Consider the following 24656-nt stretch of genomic DNA (forward strand, 5'->3'; position numbering starts at 1 on the left):
TGGGAGGATCAGGACGGTCAGGAGGATCGGTAAGGACGGAACGGCCCGGCGGTCAGCGCGAAAGCTCCGGGTTCGCGTCGCGGACCTGGGGGGACAGCGAGTCACCGACCTGGTTGATCAGCTCGGACATCATGTAGCTGACCTCGCCGATGTCCGCGTCCCTGGTCGTGGTGACCAGCAGCGAGGCGCCGCTGGAGACGGCCATCGAGAACATGTAGCCGCCCTCCATCGCCGTCAGGCTGTGCTCGACGGGATAGGTGTTCGTCAACTCGGCCGCCGCGGACAGCAGGTTGACCACTCCGGAGGCGATGGCGGCCAGCCGGTCGGCGTCGTCCCGGTCCACACCGGTGTAGGCCAGTGCCAGTCCGTCCACGGACACGGCTATCACCTGGGTGACCTCCGGGATCCGTCCGGCGAAACTGCTGAGGATCCAGCTCAGATCGGCCGGTGAGGTCATTTCTTGCTCCGTTCGGTGGTGTCGTCGGCGGTGGAACGCCCGCGCTGGTTGGTGCTCCTGTTGATCCCCTGGGCGTAGGCCGCCAGCACGTCGGAGACCTGCCGGGAGTCGCGGCGGCGGGGCGCGGGCCGGGAAGTCGTGGCACCGGGACGCTGTTCCGTGCCGTCCCGTTTGCCCAGAGTGGGCCACTGCTGCGGGGTGTTGCGCTGCCGCAGGGGCAGCCCCGAGGGGCTGACCCCGGCGATGCGCGACACCGGCTCGTCGCGTACCGAGAACCGGGGCGGTGCGGTGACGGGCTCGCGGACGCCGACACCTGGTGGGCCACCGCGGCCCCCGTTGCCTCCGGCCGCGGGCCGGGCGACCGGCGGGGGCGCCTCGTGCCGCACACCGTTGGTACGGCTGTCGGTACGGCTGCCGTCGGTACGGTCCCCGCCGGGCGTGCTCCCCGGCTGCGGGACGGTCTTCCGAGGGGCCGGGGCCAGTACGGTGACGGGGAGGGCGACCTCGGCGATGGTGCCGGGACCGGACGAGTCGCACAGCTCCACGACGATGCCGTGGCGCGCGGCGAGCCGTGCCACCACGTGCAGACCCATGGACCGTACGTCTCCGATGCCCGTCCGCGGCTCGCGCAGCGCGGCGTTGTAGCGCGCGCGGCGCTCCGCGGTGATACCCACGCCCTCGTCCACGATCTGGACGACGGCCCGGTCCCACAGCCGCCATACGGCGACCCCGACCGGCTTGTCGGGCGGCGAGAACCGGGTCGCGTTGTCGAGGAGTTCGGCCAGGATGTGCGCCACGTCGTGCACGGCGCGGGCGGCGATGCCGATCTCCGCGTCCACCACTCCGAGCGACACCCGGTCGAAGCGCTCGATCTGCTGGGCCGCGGCCATGATGACACTGGAGCAGTCGATGTCCTGCGAGCGCACCCGGGCATGTCCGTAACCACCCAGCACCAGAAGGCTGTTGGTGTTGCGTTCCATGCGGATGGCGAGGTGGTCGAGGGCGAAGAGGACCTTCATCCGCTCGGGATCGGCCTCGTCGCGCTGCACCGTGTCCAGCTCGGACACCATGACGGTGGTCAACTGCGCGCCCCTCCGCGCGACACCGACCAGCGTCTCGGCGAACTGCTCGTGGATGTGAGCCTGTTGGGCCGCCAGCCGGACGGCTTCGTGGTGCACGGCGTTGAACGCCTCACCGACCTCGCCGATCTCGTCCGCGCCCGTGGTCCGCACCGGGTTGCCGCTCCGCAGGGCGACCTCCTCGGGGGTCGCGCCGCTCAGCGCGCCGGGCCGGGACAGTTCGGCCATGACGGCGGGCAGCCCGGTGTGGGCGACCTCGTGCGCGGCGTTCCGCAGATCGCTCAGCCGCCGGATCATGACGCGGCCCAGGCGGACGGCCAGGAAGACGGCTCCGACCAGGGTCAGCAGCACCAGGGCGATCTCGGCCCCGGCGGTCCTGACGAGCGTGGTGCGCGCGTCGGAGACCGTGGCGAGGACGGACCCGTCGATCCGCTTCTCCACCGAACGCAGCAGTGTCAGACGGTCGTTGGAGGCCTTCTGCCACTCGGCCGGAGTGACCGTGATGGCCTTGCTGGTTCCCGTACGGCCGATCTCGTCCTCAAGACGCCGGGCTTCGAACGCCTTGGCGCCGGAGAGGGTGCGCTCCAGCCAGGTCCGCCACTGGCCGGGGCCGAGGTCGAAGAGCACGCCGATCGACTCGGTGTAGCCGAGCCCGCCGGCCTCGAAGGTCCGCTGCGAGGCGGTGGTGAAGCCGCCCGCCGCCTGCGCCCTCATCACCGTGACCTGCCGCTGGGCCGAGTACTCGGCCGCCTCGGAGAGGGCGGCGGCGGCGCGGATCCGGTCCGCGATGTCGGCGTCGACCCCGTCCGCCTGCGCGATGCCGTCGCGGTAGCTGTTGAGGTCGGCGATCACGGTCCGGTACCCGAAGGCGAGGGCGGAGATGGTGCTGCCGCCGGAGCGCACCTGGGCGCGCAGCGAGGGAAGGTCGTCGACGAAGCGCGTGATCCGGTCCAGCGCGGCCTGTGCGCTGCCCGGCACCTCGGACAGGCGGTCGGTCTGCTCGCGGAACGCGGCGACACTTCTGTCGGTCGCCTGGGAACTCTTCTGGAACGCTTCCGCGTCTCCCTGTGCGGAGACCAGAGCGGTGGCTGCCGCCCGCTCACGCTGCAACTGGTGGGTCAAGTCCCCCGCGTCGGCCGCGACTTCGACCATCTCGGTCAACCGGTCGGCCTGGAGCGCCTGGTTGGCGGCGGGCGCGAGGGCCAGTCCCGAGAAGGCGACGGCCACGGTGAGAGGCGCGGTGACGAGCAGGGCGAGACGACGGTTGATTTTCACTGGACGGCTCCGTCGCCGGAACCGGTGCTGAGTATCAATAACATGCAGATACCTGTTTAACGGATGGTGGCGGGGGGGTCGGTGAGGACGCTGGCCCATCGTTACGGATGAGGCGGAGGGGGCCAGCGGCGCGGCATGATCCTAGGCCGTAGCCCGTGGCAACGAACGCGTGCGCGACCGAAAAACGTGTGTCCTACCCGTGGCGCGCACGGCGAAAACCGGTCGCCGAGACCCGGATGGCGGCGGTCCCGGGGGCTAATCGGAATGACTGGAGCCGCCCGCCCGAGATCATGCCCGCCCAGTACAGCGGCGCTTTGGGGCGTGGCTGCCGACGGTTCCCGGAATGCCTACGAGCCTTCCCGCGCACCGACTTGACGGAGCATCAGTCACGCAGAGCTTCGTTGCGGAATGGTTAGATCAGTTTCGCGGGTGACGGCCGGATTGAGCGGGCCTCCGGTCACTCTTGAGCGCCGGGAGCCTCCGGGTGCCGGCCTCCGCCGCGCCCTTCGCTGTGCAGCCAGCCGCGCAGCGGGGCCTTGAGCACCTTGCCGATGGAGTTGCGCGGCAGGGCCTTGATGAGTTCCAGGCGGCTCGGCTGGTACCACTCGGTCATGCCCCGGTCCGTGAGGAATTCCCGCAGCTCCCCCAGGGTCAGCGTCGGTGACTTCGGGACCACCACCGCGCAGGCCAGCTCGCCGCCCTCGCCGTCCGGGTAGCCGATCAGGGCCACTTCGGCGACCTCGGGGTGGTCCAGCAGCTCGGTCTCGACGTCGTTCACCGGAATCATGAACGTACCGCCGATACGGTCCACCTCACGGCTGATGACGCGCAGCCCGCCCCGCCCGTCGGGGATGGCCAGGTCCCCGGTGTCGTACCAGCCGTCGTCGTGCTCGGCCACGACCCGGAGCCGTCCGCTGTCCCGGCCCAGCGTGGCGAGCGCGACCCCACCGCCCCGTACGAACAGCCGAGCGGGCTGCTCGGCACTCCACGGTCCGTCCGACGCATGCGCGCCCCCGGACGCCCCGGACCCCTCCTCGGGATCGTTCCGTCTGAAGTCCATTTCGAGGCCCGGCCCCGGGCTGCCGTCGCTGTGCGCGCCCCAGAGCGGCGGGTCGTCCCCGCGTGTCCAGGTGTGGCCCGGTACTTCCGTCATCCCCCACAGCGTCCGCAGCGGCACGCCCCAGATCCGCGGCACCGCCGACACCAGCTGGCCCGGAACGCTGGTCGCGCCGCTGAACACGAGCCGCAGCGGCGCCTTCTCGCGCGCGTTCCCGGTCGCGGTGACCAGGGCCGCCAGATAGGAGGGCGCACCGGCGAAGACCGTGGCCTCGCTGTCGACGAGCATCTCCGGGATGTCGTGCGGCCTCCATACGTCGGACACGACAGCGGTGCCGCCCGCCAACAGCGGGATGAGCACTCCGTACATCATCCCGAAGACGTGCGGCTGCGCCTGTGGGGTGAAGATCCGGTCGTGTGTGTCGAGCCCCTCCGCCTCGACCACGGGGAACGCGCCCGCGTGGAGGGTGTTGAAGCTGTGCAGCACCCCTTTGGGCTCACCTGAGTTGCCAGAGGTGAAGAGGACGACGGCGCCCCGGTCGGGGTCCTCGTTCGACTCGCTCACCACCATCGGGTGGCGGCGCTCCCACGGTGTCTCCTCGAAATGGCGGACGAAGTCCACCTCGCTCCCCGGGGCGCTGTCGCCCAGCACCACGCGGTGCCGCAGGCCCGGCAGGCGGGCGGCCATCTTCGACAGCGCCTCCGCGTGCTCGGTCCCCGCCCAGCGGTCGGCCGTCACACAGACGCTCGCGCCCACCCGGGCGAGGGTCCGCTCCAGCTCGCGCGCGCCGATGGTCGGCATGACCGGCGCCACCACCGCGCCCACCCGGACGCAGGCCAGCATCAGCGCGCTCAGCTGCCACCAGTTGGGCAGCTGGATCGCGACCACGTGGCCCGGCCGCACCCCCAGCTCGTGCAGGGCGCCGGCGAAGCGCTCCACGTACCGCGCGTACTCGCTGTACGTGAGCCTGCGCATCCCCACGCCCGAGCGGTAGGCGATCATCGCGGGCGCGTCGGGAATCAGCTCCCGCCAGCGGCGCAGGTCGTCCAGCGGGCCGACGTCACGCCAGACGCCGTCCGCCCGGTACTTCCGTACCAGCTCATCGGCGGGTCGCAGGCCGAAGATCGCCGGTCCGTGGATCTCGTCGCTCACGACTGGTTTGGCCATATAGAGGTAAACGTGGAGTACACGCCCGATAGGTCACATTTAACGAGTGACATAAGTCACATTCACACCACAAGCATATCAACCGGTGGTGAGACCGGAGGCCGCCCGGACCAGGGAATCCAGTACGGGACGGATCAGGGGATGGTCCTCGGCCCCGCGCCGGACCGCGGCGAAGACCCGGCGCGTGGCGGCGGGACCCGCCACCGGGCGGACGACCGTGCCCTTCAGGTCCATGCCGCGCAGCGCGGACCGCGGCACCAGCGCGACCCCGGCGCCCGCGCCCGCCAGCGCGACGACGGCGTGGAAGTCGTCCGAGGAGTGCACGAGGCGCGGCTGGAACCCGGCCAGCTCGCAGGCCAGCTGCATCACGTCGTGACAGGGATTGCCCGGGTACGGGCCGATCCAGTCGCTGTCGGCCAGCTCGGCGAGGACCACGCGCGCGCTCAGGCCGAGCGGATGCGCGGCGGGCAGGACCGCGTCGAACGGCTCCGCGTACAGCGGCACGCGGAACAGCCGCAGGTCGTCCTCGCGGGGGGCGCCCCGGTACTCGACGGCGACCGCGAGATCCGCCTGGCCGTCCAGCACCATCGGCAGGCTCTCGTCGCCCTCGGCGTCCCGTACCCGTACCCGTATGTCCGGGTGCAGCCCGGCCAGCTCCCGGAGCGCCGGCGCCAGCACCTCGGCGATCCCGGTCGCGAACGCGGCGACGGTCACCTCCCCGGCGGCCCCACCCGCGTACGCCGCGAGCTCGGCCTCGGCGCGCTCCAGCTGGGCGAGGACGGCGTGCGCGTGCGCGAGCAGGATCTCCCCGGCAGCGGTCAGCCGCACGCCCCGACCGCTGCGGGTCAGGAGCGTGTGCCCGGTCTCCTGCTCCAGGGCGGCGAGCTGCTGCGAGACGGCGGAGGGGGTGAGGTACAGCGCGGCGCCCGCGGCGGTCACCGTGCGGTGGTCCGCCACGGCCCGCAGTATCCGTAGGCGCCGGGGGTCGATCACGGGTCCTAGGTTACGGCCGCGTGGTGGTGGGCGCGGGTCACTGATTGTCCTCAATCGCCGGACGGGCTGGGTTTGCCGTGGTGACGGGGGGCGGGGCCTGCGGAGGTACGTATGTCCGGACTGCATGTTTTACGGCGCCTCAGGAACCCCGAACATTCACGTTCGCCATGCGCCACAAAACACGCTTTACGTCCGGACACACGCACCTCCTCCGACCCCACCCCCCTCACGCCGAGGGTGAGCTCAACGACCCCGCCCGCCCGGGGAGCCCCGCCTCCGCCCGGTGGACAGTGCCGCTTACCAACGTCCTCAAACGCCGGACGGGCTGGAGTATGCCCCTGCCCGGTACGCAAGCGCGGCTTACCGATGTCCTCAAACGCCGGACGGGCTGGAAGTGGCCCCGGTGGTCTCCAAGGCCGGACGGGCCGGGGGTTGTCTTGGACGCGGGCGTGGAAGGGGGACGGGCAGGGGTCGTGTCCGGAACGTAGAGCGTGTTTTGTGTCGCGTGGCTACCGGTGAACTGAACAAGTCCCCGAACGCGACGTAAAACATGCAGTGCAGGACACGACCCCTGCCCGGCCCCCGGCAACAACCCGCGCATACGCAACCGGCCCGCAGCGGGCACAACCAAGCCCGTCCGGCGATTGAGGACAAGAAGCGCGACCCCGTCGCGGGCTAAAGCGACGCCCTCGCCGCGACGAACGCCGAGACCGCCTCCAGCACGTCTCCCTCCGAATGCGCCGCGGACAACTGCACCCGAATCCGCGCCGCCCCCATCGGCACCACCGGGTACGAGAACCCGATCACGTACACCCCCCGCTCCAGCAGCAGCTCCGCCATCCGCCCCGCCTCCGCCGCGTCCCCGATCATGACCGGCGCGATCGCGTGGTCGCCGGGCAGCACGTCGAAGCCCTCCTCGGTCATCCGGGAACGGAAGAGCGCGGTGTTCGCGTTGAGCCGGTCCCGCAGCTCACCCGCGCTCTCCAGCAGGTCGAGGACCTTGATGGACGCCGCCGCGATGACCGGCGCGAGCGAGTTGGAGAAGAGGTACGGGCGGGACCGCTGGCGCAGCAGCGCGACGATCTCCGCGCGCGCCGCCACGTACCCGCCGGACGCACCGCCGAGCGCCTTGCCCAGCGTGCCGGTCAGGATGTCGACGCGGTCCATCACGCCGTGCAGTTCGGGGGTGCCGCGCCCGTTGGGGCCGACGAAGCCGACCGCGTGCGAGTCGTCCACCATGACCATCGCGTCGTAGCGGTCGGCCAGGTCGCAGATCTCGGCGAGCGGGGCGACGTACCCGTCCATGGAGAACACGCCGTCCGTGACGATCAGCCGCCGCCGCGCGTCCTGCGACTCCTTGAGCCGGGTCTCCAGCTCGGCGAGGTCGCGGTTGGCGTAGCGCAGGCGGCGCGCCTTGGAGAGCCGGATGCCGTCGATGATGCTGGCGTGGTTGAGCGCGTCGGAGATGACCGCGTCCTCGGCGCCGAGGAGGGTCTCGAAGACTCCGCCGTTGGCGTCGAAGCAGGAGGAGTAGAGGATCGTGTCCTCCTGGCCCAGGAAGGCGGAGAGGCGCTGTTCCAGCTCCTTGTGGATCTCCTGGGTGCCGCAGATGAAGCGTACGGACGCCATCCCGTAGCCCCACCGGTCGAGCGCGTCCTTGGCGGCGGCGACGACCTCGGGGTGGTCGGCGAGGCCGAGGTAGTTGTTGGCGCAGAAGTTGAGGACGTCCCCGCCGGCGGGGGCGCCGCCGGCCGTGACGGCGACGGAGGCGTTCTGCGGGGTGGAGATCACCCGCTCGGGCTTGAAGAGACCCGCGTCGCGGATCTCGTCGAGGGTGGTGCGGAGGTCGTCCCGTACGGACGTGAACATAACTGACTCCAAGGAGGCGGGGCGGACCGGCGGAAGGGGGACGTCTCAGACGGTCCAGTCGAGAATGATCTTGCCGCTGCGGGCGGTCGCGGCCTCGTCGAAGGCCGCGTCGAAGTCCTGGTAGCCGTAGCTGCCGGTGATGACGGGGCTCAGGTCCAGGCCGCCTTCGAGGAGGACGGTCATCGCGTACCACGTCTCGTACATCTCACGGCCGTAGATGCCCTTGATCGTGATCATGGACGTGACGATCTTCGACCAGTCGACGGCGAACTCGTCGGCGGGCAGGCCGAGCATCGCGATCCGGCCGCCGTGGGTCATGTTGTCGACCATGTCCCGCACGGCCTCGGGGCGGCCCGACATCTCCAGGCCGATGTCGAAGCCCTCCTTGAGGCCGAGTTGGCGCTGTGCCTCGGCGATGCCGTGGTGCGTGACGTCCAGGGCGAGGGTGGCGCCGACCTTGCGGGCGAGTTCGAGGCGGGCCGGGCTGACGTCGGTGATCACGACGTTGCGCGCGCCGGCGTGCCGGGCGACGGCGGCGGCCATGATCCCGATGGGGCCGGCGCCGGTGATCAGGACGTCCTCGCCGACGAGCGGGAAGGAGAGCGCGGTGTGGACGGCGTTGCCGAAGGGGTCGAAGATCGCGGCGACGTCGAGGTCCACGGGGGCGCGGTGCACCCAGACGTTGGAGGCGGGCAGGGCGACGTACTCGGCGAACGCGCCGTCGCGGCCGACGCCCAGGCCGACGGTGCTGCGGCAGAGGTGGCGGCGGCCGGCGAGACAGTTGCGGCACCGGCCGCAGACGAGGTGGCCCTCGCCGCTGACGAGGTCGCCGACCGCGACGTCCTGGACGTCGGCCCCGACGGCGGCCACCTCGCCGACGAACTCGTGGCCGAGGACGCGGGGGGTGGTGACGGCGTGCTGGGCCCAGCCGTCCCAGGAGCGGATGTGCAGGTCGGTACCGCAGATGCCGGTACGGAGCACCTTGATCAGTACGTCTCCGGGGCCGGTGACCGGCTCCGGCACATCCATGAGCCACAGCCCCGGCTCGGCCTTCTGTTTCACAAGTGCCTTCATGGGGGTGGCTCCCGGGGTGAGGGTGGTGCTGAGCTGATCGGTGATCCGTGATCGCTGGTCGGCGTTCACGCCCCCAATCTGCCGAGCGCGGGTCGTCCAGTCCATCGAGGATTTCTTAACCGGCCCAACAGCGCACCTTCACGCCCCGGCGCGACACCGCTTCCGCCCTGGCGCGCCTTCGCCTGGGGCGGTGGTGTGCCCCTGCGCGGGCCACTCGACGGAACCGAACTCACCGGGCATCAGCGGGACGGGCATGGGCACGGCCCACACGGCAAGCCCGGCAACGGCGAACCGGGCAACGCGCCTCCCCGCACTCCGCCGAGCCGAGGCCCCTTTCCGCCCCCGGGGCCGACCACCCACGCCCGCCCGATCGACCGCCTCGGCGCCTTGGGTACGAGCCGCCGCCCCGTCCTGCGGACGGTCGCCCACGCCCGGTTCGACAACCGGACTGTTCTGCACGCCGTCGAGGCCGGAATCCACCACCAGGGGCCGAGACTCCCGGCCGGACGCGCCCGACGCGCCACCGCCGGGGGCGGACGCTGCCTCAGCCTCCCGGGCAGCAACATCACCCGACGCGTCGGAATCCGCCGCCACGGGGTGCGACCATCCGGCCGGTACGTCCGACACCCCGCCGGCCGGAGCCGAACCTGCCCCGGTCCCCGGGACAACCGCGGCCCCCGACGCACGGGAGTCCGGAGCCCCTGCGTGGGGCCGTCCGGCCGCTGCGTCGGAGGCCCGATCGGCGAGATCCGATACGCCCTCGGTCTCCGGGATCGCAACGACGCCCGACGCGGCGGACTCCGACGCCACAGGGCCCGAGCACCGGACCGGTGCGTCGGACGCCCCGCCGACGGGAGCCGACACTCCCTCCGTCCCCGGAATCACCGGGCGAGGCTGCGGGCCGGGTGCATCGGACACCGGGTCGGCGGGAGCCGGCACTGCCTCGCCCGCCCGGACCGGAACGACACCCGACGCGGCGGGATCCGATACCCCAGGGCGCGGCCGCCCAGCCGGCGGTGCGTCCGACACACGGTCGCCGGAAGCCGACGCCACCGCCTTTGCGCGGTCGGCGGGCCGCACGCTCCGCAGAGGTACGAGCGATGCCCGCCCCGCAGGCTGCGCCTGTGGGCCGTCCGGAGCGACCACGTGGAGTCGCCGCAGCGGCACCACCGACATCCGCGCGGACCTGGCGGGCGGGGTCGTACCGGCTTGGCCCGACGTGGCCGTGGACCGCGCGGCGGTCGTACGGTCCGACGCGTCGGAGGCGTTCCGCGACGGCCCGGACAACGTCCGTCCCGCAGGGGCGGCGACGGGCGAAGGGGACGGAGCGGACCGGCTTCCGGTGTCCGCCGTCGCGCGCCGCCCGGCCGCCGCCGGTACGTCCCGGATCCCCGCGTGCAGGAGCCTCAACGGCACCACCGACATCCGCCCCGTGGACGAAGGCGCGGGCGCGGAACCGGGCGGCTCGGAAGCCGTCTCGGGCCGTACGGCCATCCGTGCGTCGGCCGTCGGGGCGGACGGCCGACGCACGGTGGTTCGGACCGGGAGCCGGGGCGCCGGCGACGACGCCGTCCCGGTGGTTCGCGCGGCGGACGGCGTACTGTCCCTCCGCGCGGCAGGCGCGGGTACGCCGGGCAGGAACAGATCCGGTACTCGGCTCTCCTGACCGGCAGGCGCCTCCAGGGAGTCCGGGGTACGCACAGACTCCGGCGCCTCCGGGACGCCAGGTGCACCCGGCGCCACCGGCACGCGGGACATTCCGACCCTCTCCGGGGCATTCGCGACACCCGAAGTCGCCGAGCCCGCATGGTCCTCCGAGCCTGCCCGCGCGTCCGGCACGTAGGCCGCCCGCACGTCCGGGCCGGTGTCCACAACGCCCGCAGTCTCCCGAACCGCACGCGTCTCCGCCGCCGCCCGCGCGTCCGGCACACGAACCTCGCGCCCCACCGGCGCCCCCGCGGCCTCCGGGGTGCCCCCAGGCTCCAGCATCTCCGAGCCGACGCGCGGGCCCGGCGCCACCGGCACATCCGGCACGTAGGACATCCCCATCGCCGACGGCACCCCGACCCCTTCCGGGGCATCCGCAGCGCGCGCGGGCTCCAAGATCGCACGGGCTCCCGCGCCCGTACCCGCATCCGCCGCCACCCGCGCGTCCGGCACACGAACCTCGCGCCCCACCGGCGCCCCCGGCGCCACCGGCTCATCCGGCACGCGGGACATCCCGCCCACCAACGGAACCCCGACCCCGTCCGAGGCATCCACAACGCCCGTAGTCTCCCGGAGCACCCCGGCGACCGGGGCCACCCGCGTACCGGGCACCCCGGCCTCGCGGCCCACGGTGCCCCTCACGGCGTCCGGGGTGGCCAAAAGCTCCGGCTCCTCCGGGACGACACTCCCGCCCGGGACCGGCCGCGCGCCCGGCCCACCGGAAATCGCCGGCACCGGCGCCCCCGGTGCCGTGCGGGTCAGCAGGACAACGCCCCTCGCCGCCACCACCGCGCCCACCGCTGCCGCCACCACGCCCAGCGCGCCGCCCTGGAGGCGTTCGCCCAGGAGGGTCAGGCCTATGGCGGCCGCCGCTACCGGGTTCGCCAGGGTGAGGACCGCGAGGGGGGCGCCCAGGCCGCCCCGGTAGGCCTTCTGGGACAGGAGCAGACCGCCGGAGGCGAACGCCGCGACCAGCAAGGCCACCCCCGCCACCTGCCACAACGGCAGCGCGTCCGAGCTGCGGGCCGCCGCGGCCACCGTCACCGTCTGGGTCAGGGCCGAGGCGACGCCCGACGTGATCCCCGACGCCGCCGCGTTCCGCAGGCCGGGCTGCGCGCCCGCCGGCCTGGTCAGCAGCGCCACCAGCGCCATCGCGACCGCCGCGACGGCCAGCGCCTGCGGCAGGGTCAGCGTCTCGTCCGGCGTGGTCCCCGCCGCCGTCGTCAGGATGATCGCGAGGCCGACCAGCGTGAACGCCGTACCGCGCCACTCGCCCCTGCTGACCTGCCGGCCCGCGCGTCGCGCGCCGAGCGGCACCGCCGCGACCAGGGTGAGCGCGCCCAGCGGCTGGACCACGGTGAGCGACCCGTACGTCAGGGCCGCGACGTGCAACAGCGCGCCGGTGGCGTTCAGTCCGACCGACGACCACCACGTGCTGCGCCGCAGCAGGGTCAGCAGTCCGGTGCCCGGGTCCGTACGCGCGGCCAACCGCTCCTGGGCCACGGCCGCGGAGGCGTACGCGACGGCGGAGACAAGTGACAGCGCCACGGCGACGAGCGTTCCGCCATTCATCGTGAGCCCCCTGATGAGACGAGTGGAACGGTGTCGGGTACGGCGGATGTGCCAGGTACATCGGAGGCTCGCTGCCCCTCCGGGGGCGAGGCCGACGTTCCCGCCGGCTCGGCGGCCCCGTCCTTGGACGACCGCACGATCAGCGAACCCCGCCTCGGCAGCCGGATGAACGCCAGCGCCACCCCCAGCAGCGCCACCGCCACGATCGCGTCGAGCCAGTAGTGGTTGGCCGTGGACACGACCACGAACAGCGTCATCAGCGGATGCAGCAGCCACAGCCAGCGCCACCGCGAACGCGTCGCCGCGATGAGGCCGACCGCCACCATCAGCGCCCACCCGACGTGCAGCGACGGCATCGCGGCGAACTGGTTCGACAGCTGGTCGCTCGCCGGGCTCGCCCCGTACACCGTCGGGCCGAACACCTGCCCGGTGTCGATGAGGCCCGTCGAGGCCAGCATCCGCGGCGGTGCCAGCGGCACCAGCAGGTGCAGGACGAGCGCGGCTCCCGTCAGCGCGGTGAGAACCCGCCGGGACCAGACGTAGTGGACGGGCCGACGCCAGTACAGCCAGGCCAGAAAGAGCACCGTGGCCGGGAAGTGCACCGTCGCGTAGTACGTGTTCACGACATGGACGAGCGTGTCGCTGTGCAGCAGGGCGCCCTGCACGGCGCTCTCACTCGGCAGATGGACGGCCCGCTCGAAGTTCCAGACATCGTGGGCGTTGCTGAACGCTTCCCCCGTACGGCCGTCGGCGACCTGCCTGCCGAGCTTGTAGACGAGGAAGAGTCCGACGACGAGCAACAGCTCGCGGACGAGGGGCGGTCGGGCGGAAGGTACCTGCTTCCGTTCGGCGGGCCCAATTCGGGCGTTCATTCACCCGACCCCTTTGCGTGGACGACACGGCGTGGTGCTCACGGCGCGTTGAAGCGGTGACGCGGTCGTGCCACGCCCTATCGATACGCCACTGTACCGATACGGATCCGTATCGGTACAGTGGCGTATCGGTACACTGCCGTATCGACGCCCGGATCGATACCTGATCCGGCATCCAGAAGGAGAGACGATGACGCCGCAGCAGCGCCGCTCCAAGATCACGCCGGAACGGGAGCTGGAGTTCTACGAGGCCGCTCTCGACCTGCTCAGAGAAGGCGGGTACGACGCGCTGACCATGGAGGGCGTCGCCGCGCGCACGCGCTGCGGGAAGTCCACGCTCTACCGCCAGTGGCGTACGAAGCCGCAGCTCGTGGCAGCCGCGCTGCGCGGCACCCGCTGTCTCGCGCTGGCGAGTGTCGACACCGGCACCCTGAAGGGCGACCTGCTCGCGGCGGCCTGTACGGCGGGGGCGGGTTCGGGGCGTGACACGACGCTGATGCACGCGCTCAGCCACGCCGCCCTCCAGAACCCCGAGCTGCTGCGGGCGTTGCGTGAGGCGCTGATCGAGCCGGAGATCGCGGCGATCGACGCGATGATCCGACGCGCCGTGGCGCGCGGCGAGATCGCCGCCGACAATCCGGCGGCGGAGTTCGTGGCGGCCCAGCTCATCGGTGTCGTACGGGCCCGGCCGATGCTGGAGGGTCGGCACGCGGACGAGACGTACCTCACGCGCTTCCTGGAGGCCGCGATCTTCCCGGCGCTCGGACTGAGGGCGGGGCCCTGCGCCGTGAAGGCCGCCCGGGAGAGCGTCACACCGCCCGTCCGCGAGAGCGCGACGACAAACGCCCGCGACGGCGCCACGACACTTGCCCGCGCGGGCGTTCTCGCCGGAGTCACCCGGCCCTCATGACCGGTGGACCGTCGTCCAAGAGCGGATGACAACGGTCCACCCGCGCCGCACCGTGGGGACGGGGGCGGCGCGCCTCGGGCCGGTGGCCCCTCCCCCGGGAGGGGCCACCGGCGTGCGGGGCCGAACACACGGCGAGCACGAGCGCACACCGAACACACACCGCGAACACACCAGCACGCGCACCAGGGGCCCCACGACGGCCCACGAGTACCCCCTTGAACGGCCTCACGAAGGACGGCAGCGTGGCATATGCCAGGCGGGTTGGCCTGCGGTTCTTCCCCATCGACACTTACCGGCGCGCCCGTCCGGAGAGGTAGGCGGACCGCGTGCGTCCGTCTCTCCGCGCGACCGGTCAAAGACGTATTCCATAGTGATCCGGACGTTGTCCCGACCGATACAGGTCAGCCATGAACACTCCGGAAGCGATCGCCTTCCCTCGCACACGTGGCGGTCGGCGGACGGGAGAAGCCGCCGAAGCCGGGCCGACACGCCTTCCGCAGCGATCCCCACGGGCTCACGATCAGTCAATTTCAGCCAGGCAGTGGCCAATTGATATGTAGTTGACGATCCGACCCGGGCATATACGCTCCATCAGTCACCCCCACAGCAGAGCAGCGCTCCGGCGCACCACCGGCACGCCCTCGGCACACAACCGGCACATACCGCTCCTCTCGTCGTATACAGGAGGCCGATCATGACCCGTGTCTCGGAACAGACCTCGGCCCAACAGCTGCCCGCTGTGCCGTTCTACTGTCCCTTCCCGCCCGTCAGGCACCCGGCTGTCGACACCTTCAACCAGGTGACCGTGGAGTGGATGCTCCAGCAGCGGCTCGACACCGACGAGCACCAGATCGAACGGCTGGCCGTCTGCGACTTCGGCGGCCTCACCGCGTCGACGATGCCGTACGGGCAGCTGGAACCACTGACGCTCATGTCCAAGTTCCACGCGGTGCTGTTCTCACTCGACGACAGTGTGTGCGACGAGTCCGGTGCCACCGCCGATCTGCTCGCCCAGGAGACCTCGCGCATCATGCGCGCCCTTGAGGCCCCCGCCGCCCACTCTCCCGGCGACTCGCCGCACACCTCCGCCCTGCGCGCGCTGCGCACGGATCTGGAACTCCTCGCGTCGCCCAAGCAGTTACGGCGCTGGACGGACGCGATGCGGGTGTACACCTCGGGCGTGGTGTGGGAGGCCTCCTGGCGCAGGAGCCCCGGACTGCCCACGCTGGACGACTACATCACGCTCTGGATGCGGTCCATCGGCATGGCGCCGTCCACCGCGATGATCGAGATCGTCGGCGGCTTCTCCGTACCGGACCGGGACATGGAGGATCCGCGCGTCCGCGCCCTGACGGAGATCACCTGGACGCTCGTGAGCTGGGACAACGACCTGTACTCCCGCAACAAGGAACTCCAGCGGGCCGACGACAACCTCAACCTGATCGACGTCCTGTGCCGGGAACACGACTGCGATCCCTCTCGTGCGCTGGTGCGGGCCGTGGCGATGCGGGACCGCGTCATGGTGCTCTTCGAACGGCTGTCGGAGCAGGTGGCCAAGGAGGCGCACACCGCGCTGCGCCGGTACGTGGAAGGGCTCGCCCAGTTCGTGCGCGGTCACCTCGACTGGGCGTCCGCGTGCCCGCGCTACCGGGTGCCGTCGGGGCCCGGGGCGACCCCCGGCGGGTGGTGGAAGCAGCATCCCGCCGACGACAGCCCGGAGCCGCTCCCCCTCCCCACCATCGCCTGGTGGTGGGACCAGTTGGAGCCGTCCCACTGACACACCGGCGCGACGCCCGGGCCCGGTCCCACCGACACCGGCGCCGTGCCCGGACGCGCCCCACCGACACCGGCACAGGCCGCCGGGCCCGGGCCGTACTCAGGTCTCAGTGCTCAGTGCTCAACGGTCAGCGCTCAGCGCTCAGTAACCGCGCCACCACCGGGCCACCGCCCGCCATGCCCGCCGTGGCGCCGACCCCTCGCGCTGCGCGGGGATCATCCCCGCCAGCGGTGCGGGTCCGGCGCCCGCGCCCACGTCCGGGACCGGCTCGTGCGCCGGGGCCGCCGCCGCGGCCCCCACCGGCGCCTCTGGACGCCCGGCCGGGAAGGGCGGCGACACCTGGCGTGGTACGGCGGCCGGCCTCGGCGACTCCACCTGCCACTGCGGGCGTGTCACGTGCGGCGACGCGCTCGGCGGCCCGGTGACGTCCTGCGGCGGCCGGGGCGCGAACGTCACCGGCAGCTCCTGCAACTGACGGGACATCAGTGCACCTGTCCATCGCAACTCGTGCTCCTCCACGGCCAGTTGAATGTCCGGGAGCCGCAGCAGCAGCGCGTCGATGCCCGTGTCGGCGATGGCCCGGCCGATGTCCTGTCCCGGGCACTCGTGGGGGCCGCCACTGAACGCGAGATGCGAACGGTTGCCCTGCATGGACGCGTTGAGGTCGGGCCGTACCACCGGATCGACGTTGGCCGCGGCGATCCCGACCACCAGCGCGTCGCCCGCCTTGATGCGCTGGCCGCCCAGCTCGGTGTCACCGACGGCCCAGCGGCCGAAGATCGTGGTGAACGGCGGTTCGTCCCACAGCGTCTGCTCGACCGCCTCGGGCAGTGTCATGTGCCCACCGCTCAACTGGGCTCGGAACCGGGGGTCGGTGAGCACCATGCGCAGGACGTTGGCGATGAGGTTCGCGGTGGTCTCGTACGCCGCGATCAGCACCAGCCGCAGGTGCTGGCCGACCTCGTCGTCGGTGAGGCCCGCCGGGTGCTCGGTGAGCCAGGTCGCGAAGTCCTCCTCGGGCGCGATCCGGCGGCGTGCCACCAGCCTGTTCAGGGCGGCCATGACGTACGCGTTGGACTCGATCGCGGTCTCGGTGCCCTTGATCATGTCGCGGGCGGCCTCGACCAGCCGGTCGTTGTACTCCTCCGGCATGCCGATGATCTGTGCCATCACCATCATCGGCAGGTGCTCGGCGAACCGGCTGACGAGGTCGGCCCTGCCCTCCTGGCAGAAGTCGTTCACCAGGCGGTTGCTGTACCGGTTGATGTAGCGCCTGACCCCCCGGTGGTCGATCCGGGCGAGGGAGTCGGTGACCGCGCCGCGCAGCCGTTCGTGGTCGGCGCCGTCGGCGAAGACGCAGATGGGCTGCCAGGTGAAGACCGGGGCGAGCGGGTGGTCGGGGGCCACGGAACCGTCGTGCAGGGCGCGCCAGCGGCGGGCGTCCCGGGAGAACTGCGAGGGGGTACGGGTCATGTGGAGGTTCTCGCTGTGGCCGAGGACCAGCCAGGCGGGCACGTCGCCCTGGAGCAACACGGGTGCCACGGTGCCGTGTTCGGCGCGCAGCTTCTCGTACAGGCCCATGGGGTCGTTCTCGGCCTCGGGGCCGTACAGCCGGCGCAGTCCGTTGGGGGTGAGGCTGTCCGGGGTGAAGGTCAGGCCGTGGGCGGGGCAGCCGGGGGGCGGCGCCCCGTGGTCGTCCGTCCCGGGTCGGTCGGAAAAGGGGGTGGTCACGGTCACTCCAGGAATCGGGCCGGAAGGTCCGGAAGGTCAAGGGGGTGCGGGGCGATGTGGAAACGGGGAAACGGGGAAACGGGGAAACGGGGAAGAGGAAGGCGCCGGTCAGCCGGGCGGGAGCGCCAGCGCGTGCAGATAGCGCATCAGCGTCAGCAGCACGTCGCGGCTCGACGCCCGCAGCCGCGCGTCGCAGTCGACCATGGGCACCTCGTCGGGCAGGTCGAGGGCGGTCCGCAGCACCTCGACGGGGTGGTGCGGCGCGTCGGGGAAGGTGTTGACCGCGACGACGAACGGCACGCCGCGCTCCTCCAGCCGTCCGATCACGTCGAAGCTGACTTCGAGGCGCCGGGTGTCGACGAGGACGACCGCCCCGAGGGCCCCTTCGAAGAGGCCGTTCCACAGGAACCAGAAACGCTCCTGACCTGGCGTGCCGAAGAGGTACAGCACCAGGTGTTCCGTGATGCTGATGCGGCCGAAGTCCATGGCGACGGTGGTGGCGGTCTTGCTCTCCACCCCCTTGTTGTCGTCGACGCCCACCCCGGCCTGGGTCATGGTCTCTTCGGTGGTGAGGGGTCTGATCTCGCTGACCGAACCCACCATCGTCGTCTTGCCGACGCCGAATCCGCCCACGATCACGACCTTCACCGCGGAGGTGGCCGTGGTGGGCAGAACGTCTTCGGTACGCGGCCCCGCGACGCCGCCCGCGCGCGTGCCCGCGACCGCGTCAGAGCTTCTGGAGTCCATGCATCACCGCTTCGAGGAGGGACCGGTCGGGAAGTGCCGCGCGGACGACGGGCGCCCGCGACTCGACCATGTGGGTCGCGAGGAGTTCGGTCAGCAGGGCGGTCACCACGCTGAACGGGAGAGTCAGGTAGGCGGACAACTCCGCGACGGACAGGGGCGCCCGGCACAGCCGGAGGATGGCCGCCTGCTCCGGCTGAACCGTCGGTGACGGTTCGTCACGTGCCACGATCATGGTCACCAGGTCGAGTTCGGCGCGCTCGGCGCCGTCGGGCCCGCCGGTGATCACGTACAGCCGTTCCGGATCCCCCACGTCCGCCTCGGGACGACGGCGTTCTCGTTGGGGAGGGGTCATCCGGCCAGCCCGTCGTGGCGCGGCGGGCTGGTGAGGTGGGCGCCGATACGGACGACCATGTCCCGCATCCGGGCGCCGACCAGGCCGGCGTCGACCGTCTCGTCGGCGAGGACGGCGAGGTACGCGCCGGTCCCGGCCTCCATCAGGTAGAAGAAGCCGCCCCCGACCTCGATGACGACAAGTCTCATCCGGCCGTCGCTGAGGGGGATCTCCGACGCGACGGCGGCGGCCAGGCTCTGGAGTCCGGCGCAGGCCGCCGCGAGGCGGTCGGCGACGTCGGGGTCGCCGCCGTGCCGGGCGATGCGGAGACCGTCCGCGGAGAGGACCACGATCTGCTGGATCTGCGGTACGCCGTCGGCCAGTTCCTTGAGCATCCAGTCCATGTTCGCCCTCTGCTGGATCACTTCACGTCTCCCTTGCCCCACGCGTCGTCTGATTCGTCCCGGTCGCCGGGCCGGCCCGGCGCCTCCCCCGCGTCGGCGGGCGGCTCCTGCGCGGTGCCGTTGACCGCCTTGGTGAACGCTTCGAGCCAGATGCCGGGCCCCGGCTTCTGCGCGGGCGCGCCGCCGGGGCCGCTGTCGGCCGCGGTGCCGGAGCTGGAGCCTGAGCCGGCTGCGGTGCTGTGACCGTTGCCATTGCCGTTGCCGTTGCCGTTGCCGTTGCCGTTGCCGTTGCCATGACCGATGCCATTGCTCCGGCCGCCGTTGCCCGGCGCGCCGCCAGGGCCGCCCCGGTGCTCGGGTGCCTGCGCCCCCACCGTGGCGCGGCGGCCGAGGTTGTGCGAGCCGAGGGGGGCACGGCCCCGGCTGCGCCGTTGCGGCAGCCCGTTCTCGGTCCACTCCGTGACGACGGGCGCGTCGTCCTCCAGGGCGGCGGCGACCGGGGCGGGCCGCTGCGGTCCTGTGACCGGCCGGGGCACCTGCGCCCCGGGACGCGCCTGCTCCCCGGGACGTACGTGCTCCCCGGGGCGCACCCGGTTACCGGGCCGCAGCGCGTCGGCCGTCGGCAGCTCCGCACCGCTGCCCCGGGGCAGCGCCGAGGCGCCGATGCCGTGCGCGATACCGGGCGCGGGACCGGTGGTGATGACATCGCGCGGTACGACGAGGACGGCGCGGACCCCGCCGTACGCGGACTGCCGCAGCGACACCTGGAGGTTGTACATCTGACAGAGCCGGCCGACGACGGCCATGCCGAGGCGGGGTGTCTCGCCGAGGTCGTTGAGGTCGATACCGGCCTGGGCCTGCGCGAGCATGCGCTCGGCCCTGGTCCTGGCCTCCTCGCTGAGGCTGACGCCGCCGTCCTCGATCTCGATCGCGATGCCGGTCTGCACCTCGACCGCCGTGACGTGGACGCGGGTCTGCGGCGGCGAGTAGCGGGTGGCGTTGTCGAGGAGTTCGGCGCAGGCGTGGATGAGCGGTTCGACGGCGGTGCCGATGATCGCGACCTTGGCGATCGAGTGCAGGTCGACCCGCTGGTACTCCAGGATCCGGGACATCGCGCCGCGCAACACGCTGAACAGCGGTACGGGCTTGGGCCATTGGCGGCCGGGGCGGGCCTTGCCGAGCACCGCGATGCTGTCGGCGAGCCGGCCGATCAGCGCGGTGCCGTGGTCGATCCGCAGCAGGTCGTCGAAGACCTCGGGGTTGCGGCCGTGGTGCTCCTCCATCTCCCGCAGTTCGCTGGCCTGTTGGTGCACGATGGCCTGCACGCGGCGGGCGATGTTCACGAAGGAGCGCTGCGCGGACTCACGCATGGCCTCTTCGTTGTCGACGATGTCCAGCACCGAGCGCAGCAAGGCGCGCTGTGCCGGGGGGAGTTCGCGGTAGTTCTCGTCGCCGTCCACCACCACGCGGATCACCTCCAGGGGTGATTCGCCCTGGCGCAGCCGGTGGATCGCGGCGGGCATCAGCTCCTTGCCGAGCCGTACGGTCTCCTCGTCGTGCTCGGCGAGATACCGCTCCAACAGCGCGACGCGGTGGGCGTACCGCTCGTGGAGCGTACGGACCGCCCTGCCGCGCCGGGCCAGTTCGGCCGCGTACCAGGTGACCACGACGGTCGCGACGGCGCCGTACAGCACGATCGGTATCCGGGCGGCGTCGGCGACGACGGCCACGGTGGCTGTCGTCGCCGCGACCATCAGGGCGGCGGGGAGCGCCAGGGTGCGGGCGACGGGGGGCGCTTGATCAGTCGGGGGTGCTTCAACACGAACCATGTAAGCCCTCTGGCGGTCGATTCAGTCGGATCAACAGTCGGATCATTCGAATGATTCAGACAGGTGCGAACAAATGCCTGATTTCATCTCAACTCGGCGCGCTCCGCGAGAGCCTAGCCCGGCCGAATCACCGCATCGGCATAATCGTTCAACCTCCTGCACGACCCGGTCCGGCGGGCATAGACTCGCGCCTTCGCACGCTGCGCGTCCGCGACAGCACGAAGAGTGACCACGACGATACGATCATCGAACAGGTGAGCGATTACCGCTCCAGGTCCGTGCGTGCCCCGGCGCGCCCGGCCCCCGGCGCCGGGCAGGGTTGCCCATACCACCCGATACTGGACGCATGAGCCGACACGGAGAGCTGGGCACGGCCCTGCACCGCTGGCGTGACCGGATCACCCCGGCCGAGGCCGGGCTGCCCGCCGACCAGTCCCGCCGACCGCCCGGCCTGCGCCGGGAGGAGCTGGCCGACCTGACCGGGCTGTCCGTGGAGTACATCGTCCGGCTGGAACAGGGCCGGGCGACCTCGCCGTCCGTCCAGGTCCTCACCACCCTGGCCCGCGCTCTGCGGCTGTCCGACGGTGAGCACCGGCACCTGTTCCTCCTCGCCGGGCAGTCCCCGCCCGCCACCGGACATGTCTCGGACCACGTCCCGCCGAGCGTGCGGCGCCTGCTCGACCAGCTGACCGGCACGCCGTGCGGGGTGTACGACGCCGCCTGGAACCTGATCACCTGGAACCCGCTGTGGGCCGCCCTCCTCGGGGACCCGTCGACGCAGCAGGGCCGCGGCCGCAACGCCGCCTGGCAGCACTTCGCCGGACTGCCCAGCCGGATCAGCCACACGCTGGAGCAGGAGGCGCGCTTCGAGGCCGCCGTCGTCGCCGACCTGCGGGCCGCGACCGTCCGCTACCCCACCGACGAGAAGCTGCGGTTCCTCATCGGCGACCTGCGCCGCGTCAGCGGCCGGTTCGGGCAGCTGTGGAACTCCCGTATCAACGGGTTCCACGAGAGCGACACCAGGACCGTCCATCACCCGGATGTCGGACCGGTGGACGTCGACTGCGACACGCTCGTCGCGCCCGGCAACGACCTGCGGATCGTCACCTGCTCGGCCGCGCCCGGTACGCCGGAGGCCGACCGGCTCAAGCTGCTGGACGTCATCGGGCCCGAGCGGATGGCGGAGGCCGACCCGTCCCTGGTCCCGGATCCGACCCTGTCGGCGCCGGTGACCTCCCCCGCACCGGCCACCGCCTCGACCCCCGATCCCGCCGACCACTGACCGCCGGACCCGACCGCTGACCCGCGGTCGTCACCCGATCGGGTGCGCGGTCGCCTCCCTCACTCAGGGTGTACGGATGTACGGGCGGCGGACGCCCGTACGTCCGGACGGCGCAGGTGGCGGTGCGGGGAGCGCCCACCGTTCCTACCGTGGCTGAATGATCATCAGATCCGCGACGCGCTCCGCGCTCTCCGGGACGGTGGCCCTAGCCACCGGCCTGCTGGTCCTCCTGCCCGCGCCCTCACCGGCCGCCGCCCACACAAGGACCGAACCCCTCCCGCCGGCCGCCGGTTCCTCCGGCACCGCCGATCGCGCGCTGCTGTACGAACCGGGGACGCGGGTACGCCCCGCCCCGGGCGCGCCCTCGCCCCCGAGCGAGGTCTCCGCCCTGTCCTGGCTGGTCGCCGACGCCGCGACGGGTGATGTCCTCGCCGCCCACAACGCCCACCGCCGGCTGCCGCCCGCGAGCACCCTCAAGACCCTCTTCGCCGTCACCGCCCTGCCGCACCTGTCCGAACACGCCCGGCACACGGTCACCGAGGACGACCTGGCGGGGATCGGCGAGGGGAGCAGCCTGGTCGGGGTGATCCCCGGGCAGTCCTACAAGGTGGCCGACCTGTGGCGCGGTGTGTTCCTCAGCTCCGGCAACGACGCGGTGCGGGTCCTCGCCGCGATGAACGGCGGCTGGGACTCGACGGTGACCCAGATGCGGGAGAAGGCGCGGATGCTGGGCGCGCTCGACACCCATGTCGTGTCCCCGGACGGCTACGACGAGCCGGGCCAGGTGTCCTCGGCGTACGACCTGGCCGTGTTCGGCCGTACGGGCCTGGCCTCACCGGAGTTCGTACGGTACAGCTCGACCGCCGAGGCGCAGTTCCCCGGCGACAAGGGCACGTACGGCATCCAGAACACCAACCGGCTGCTCAGCGGGGCGGGCGGGGTGGAGCGCTACCCGGGGCTGATCGGCGTCAAGAACGGCTACACCTCGCGGGCGGGCAACACGCTCGTCGCCGCCGCCCGGCGCGGCGACCGGACGCTGCTGGTGACGGTGATGAACCCGCAGTCGGGCGCGTCGCAGGCGGTGTACGAGGAGGCCAGGTCGCTGCTGGACTGGGGCTTCGCCGCCGAGGGCCAGGTCACCCCGGTGGGCTCGCTGCGTCCCGCGCCGGCCGATCCGGTGACTCCGCCCAGCCGCCAGGCCGGGAAGGCGGTACGGGGCGGGGCGCGGAGTGACTCGGAGGAGACCGAGCGCATCCTGCGGAGGGAGCGGACGGAGCGGACCGAGCAGATGAAGCGCACCGGGCAGGCCGGAGGAGGCGAGACCGCGCCCGGAGTGGTGGGCGAGCCGATGACCGGAGCGGTCGGCGGGGCGCACGGGCCCGAAGTGCGGGCCGGCGCGGGGGCGTCGGGCCCCGGAGGCCGGGAGTCCGACACCGCCGCGGGGTCGGGCGGGTCCGGCGGGTCCTCGTACCTCATGCCGACGGTGGTCATCGGCGCGGCGGTTCTCGCGGCGCTCGCCCTCTTCACCGTCCGCGCGGTACGGCGCCGGCCGCGCCGCCGCTGAAGCGCGCTGCCGGCGAGCGTCGCCGGCGCGCTACCAGTGCGCGGGGCGCACCAGCGTCGGCGGGATCGCGGTGCCGGAGTCGCCCTTCGCGGCGTTCACCTGGCTCTGGGTGAGGAAGATGCTGCCGGTCAGATCGGCGCCGCGCAGATCGGTGTCCCGCAGGTCCGCGCCGATCAGATCCGCCAGCCGCAGGTCGGCGCGGCGCAGGTCGGCGGCGATCAGATACGCGCCCCGCAGGTCCGCGCCGCGCAGGTCGGCGCCCTTGAGTTTCGCCCCGAACAGGTCGGCTCCCCTGCGGTTCTTCCTCTTGCCGCGGACCTGGGCCCGTACCAGCTCACTCGTCCGCAGCAGCAAGGGATTGACCCGCGCCCGGTGCGCCGCGACGTCGATCTCCAGCAGGGCGTCGGGGTCGCTCCGGGCCAGGCGCTCGGTCGCGGCCAGGACGGGGCGGATCTCGGCGTGCACGGTCCTGGCGGGTGCGAGCGTGAGGGCTTCGGTCAAGTACCAGAGGAGTTCGTGGAGCTGGCGCATCACGGGCAGCGCGGCGAACATCTGCCCGGCGGTCCCGGGTGCCTCCCGCCAGTCGCGGCCCGCGAAGGTGACCTGGGAGACCCGCTGTCCGGCGCCGAAACAGTCGTACACCGTGCAGCCCTGGTAGCCCTGGGTCCGCAGGCGGTCGTGGATACCGCAGCGGGAGTCGTCACGGAGGTGGTGGCAGGGGTCCCCGGCCTTCTTCTCGACGGGGAAGTCCGCGGAGACCGAGAAGGTCAGGGCGACGCAGCACAGCCCGAAGCAGTTGCCGCAGTCGGCCCGCAGGGGGGCGGGTTCGGTGGGGCCCGGCTTCTCGGACAACGTCGCTGATCTCCTGCTCTGTACTTCCACGGTCGGCACCGAGCCTACCTCCCGGGGCGCGCCCGCCCCGGCCTGGATCGGCCCACGTGAGGTCAGCCCGTGAGGTC

The 24656-nt window shown here is 72.2% G+C and carries 16 protein-coding genes and 2 pseudogenes; 4 read left to right on the plus strand and 14 right to left on the minus strand.

What is annotated here, in order from left to right:
• Positions 1 to 52: 52 nt before the first annotated feature.
• The 8 genes and pseudogenes from OG349_RS05435 to OG349_RS05470 form a co-directional block, all read right to left on the minus strand.
• Positions 53 to 457: a roadblock/LC7 domain-containing protein gene (locus OG349_RS05435; RefSeq protein ID WP_161309228.1), complete on the minus strand. Its 405-nt coding sequence runs from the start codon at positions 455 to 457 to the stop codon at positions 53 to 55.
• Complete coding sequence (locus OG349_RS05440) at positions 454 to 2811, minus strand: sensor histidine kinase (RefSeq protein WP_327233497.1); 2358 nt, start codon at positions 2809 to 2811, stop codon at positions 454 to 456. Before OG349_RS05440 ends, OG349_RS05435 begins: the two co-directional genes overlap by 4 nt.
• A gap of 457 nt (positions 2812 to 3268) precedes the next feature.
• Entirely contained in the window at positions 3269 to 5035 is a 1767-nt protein-coding gene (locus tag OG349_RS05445) for an AMP-binding protein (protein ID WP_327233498.1), read from the minus strand.
• A 78-nt stretch (positions 5036 to 5113) separates the two neighbouring features.
• Positions 5114 to 6028, minus strand: a complete 915-nt coding sequence (locus OG349_RS05450) for a LysR family transcriptional regulator (RefSeq protein WP_327233499.1) — start codon at positions 6026 to 6028, stop codon at positions 5114 to 5116.
• A 675-nt stretch (positions 6029 to 6703) separates the two neighbouring features.
• Positions 6704 to 7897, minus strand: coding sequence for a glycine C-acetyltransferase (locus OG349_RS05455; protein ID WP_327233500.1), 1194 nt, complete (start codon positions 7895 to 7897; stop codon positions 6704 to 6706).
• A gap of 45 nt (positions 7898 to 7942) precedes the next feature.
• Positions 7943 to 8971, minus strand: coding sequence for an L-threonine 3-dehydrogenase (gene tdh, locus OG349_RS05460; RefSeq protein ID WP_327238458.1), 1029 nt, complete (start codon positions 8969 to 8971; stop codon positions 7943 to 7945).
• 2331 nt (positions 8972 to 11302) lie between these two features.
• Positions 11303 to 12250: pseudogene (locus tag OG349_RS05465) on the minus strand (DMT family transporter); the annotation flags it as partial.
• Entirely contained in the window at positions 12247 to 13122 is an 876-nt protein-coding gene (locus tag OG349_RS05470; protein ID WP_327233501.1) for a phosphatase PAP2 family protein, read from the minus strand. The pseudogene OG349_RS05465 and the gene OG349_RS05470, both read right to left, overlap by 4 nt.
• Before the next feature lie 190 nt (positions 13123 to 13312).
• Here OG349_RS05470 and OG349_RS05475 point away from each other — a divergent pair.
• A pseudogene (locus OG349_RS05475) lies at positions 13313 to 13900 on the plus strand (TetR/AcrR family transcriptional regulator); the annotation flags it as partial.
• A gap of 826 nt (positions 13901 to 14726) precedes the next feature.
• The gene (locus tag OG349_RS05480; RefSeq protein WP_327233502.1) at positions 14727 to 15809 is read left to right on the plus strand and encodes a terpene synthase family protein; all 1083 of its coding nucleotides are present in this window, start codon (positions 14727 to 14729) and stop codon (positions 15807 to 15809) included.
• A 141-nt stretch (positions 15810 to 15950) separates the two neighbouring features.
• On the opposite strand, the gene OG349_RS05485 is transcribed toward OG349_RS05480, so the two are convergent.
• From OG349_RS05485 to OG349_RS05505, 5 genes are all read right to left on the minus strand, one after another.
• On the minus strand, positions 15951 to 17540 hold the full coding sequence (locus OG349_RS05485; protein ID WP_327233503.1) for a cytochrome P450: 1590 nt from the start codon (positions 17538 to 17540) through the stop codon (positions 15951 to 15953).
• A 108-nt stretch (positions 17541 to 17648) separates the two neighbouring features.
• On the minus strand, positions 17649 to 18287 hold the full coding sequence (locus OG349_RS05490; RefSeq protein WP_327233504.1) for a GTP-binding protein: 639 nt from the start codon (positions 18285 to 18287) through the stop codon (positions 17649 to 17651).
• Positions 18268 to 18639, minus strand: a complete 372-nt coding sequence (locus tag OG349_RS05495) for a DUF742 domain-containing protein (protein WP_327233505.1) — start codon at positions 18637 to 18639, stop codon at positions 18268 to 18270. Before OG349_RS05495 ends, OG349_RS05490 begins: the two co-directional genes overlap by 20 nt.
• Positions 18636 to 19043: a roadblock/LC7 domain-containing protein gene (locus tag OG349_RS05500; RefSeq protein WP_327233506.1), complete on the minus strand. Its 408-nt coding sequence runs from the start codon at positions 19041 to 19043 to the stop codon at positions 18636 to 18638. Before OG349_RS05500 ends, OG349_RS05495 begins: the two co-directional genes overlap by 4 nt.
• Positions 19040 to 20851, minus strand: coding sequence for a sensor histidine kinase (locus OG349_RS05505; protein ID WP_327233507.1), 1812 nt, complete (start codon positions 20849 to 20851; stop codon positions 19040 to 19042). Before OG349_RS05505 ends, OG349_RS05500 begins: the two co-directional genes overlap by 4 nt.
• Positions 20852 to 21197: 346 nt before the next feature.
• On the opposite strand from OG349_RS05505, the gene OG349_RS05510 reads away from it, so the two are divergent.
• Together OG349_RS05510 and OG349_RS05515 are read left to right on the plus strand one after the other, a co-directional pair.
• Positions 21198 to 22133: a helix-turn-helix domain-containing protein gene (locus tag OG349_RS05510; RefSeq protein WP_327233508.1), complete on the plus strand. Its 936-nt coding sequence runs from the start codon at positions 21198 to 21200 to the stop codon at positions 22131 to 22133.
• A gap of 157 nt (positions 22134 to 22290) precedes the next feature.
• Positions 22291 to 23697: a D-alanyl-D-alanine carboxypeptidase family protein gene (locus OG349_RS05515; protein ID WP_327233509.1), complete on the plus strand. Its 1407-nt coding sequence runs from the start codon at positions 22291 to 22293 to the stop codon at positions 23695 to 23697.
• A 30-nt stretch (positions 23698 to 23727) separates the two neighbouring features.
• Here OG349_RS05515 and OG349_RS05520 read toward each other — a convergent pair whose 3' ends face one another.
• Positions 23728 to 24549: a pentapeptide repeat-containing protein gene (locus tag OG349_RS05520; RefSeq protein WP_327233510.1), complete on the minus strand. Its 822-nt coding sequence runs from the start codon at positions 24547 to 24549 to the stop codon at positions 23728 to 23730.
• Positions 24550 to 24656 lie beyond the last annotated feature (107 nt).

Source organism: Streptomyces sp. NBC_01317 (genome assembly GCF_035961655.1).
Taxonomy (GTDB): Bacteria; Actinomycetota; Actinomycetes; order Streptomycetales; family Streptomycetaceae; genus Streptomyces.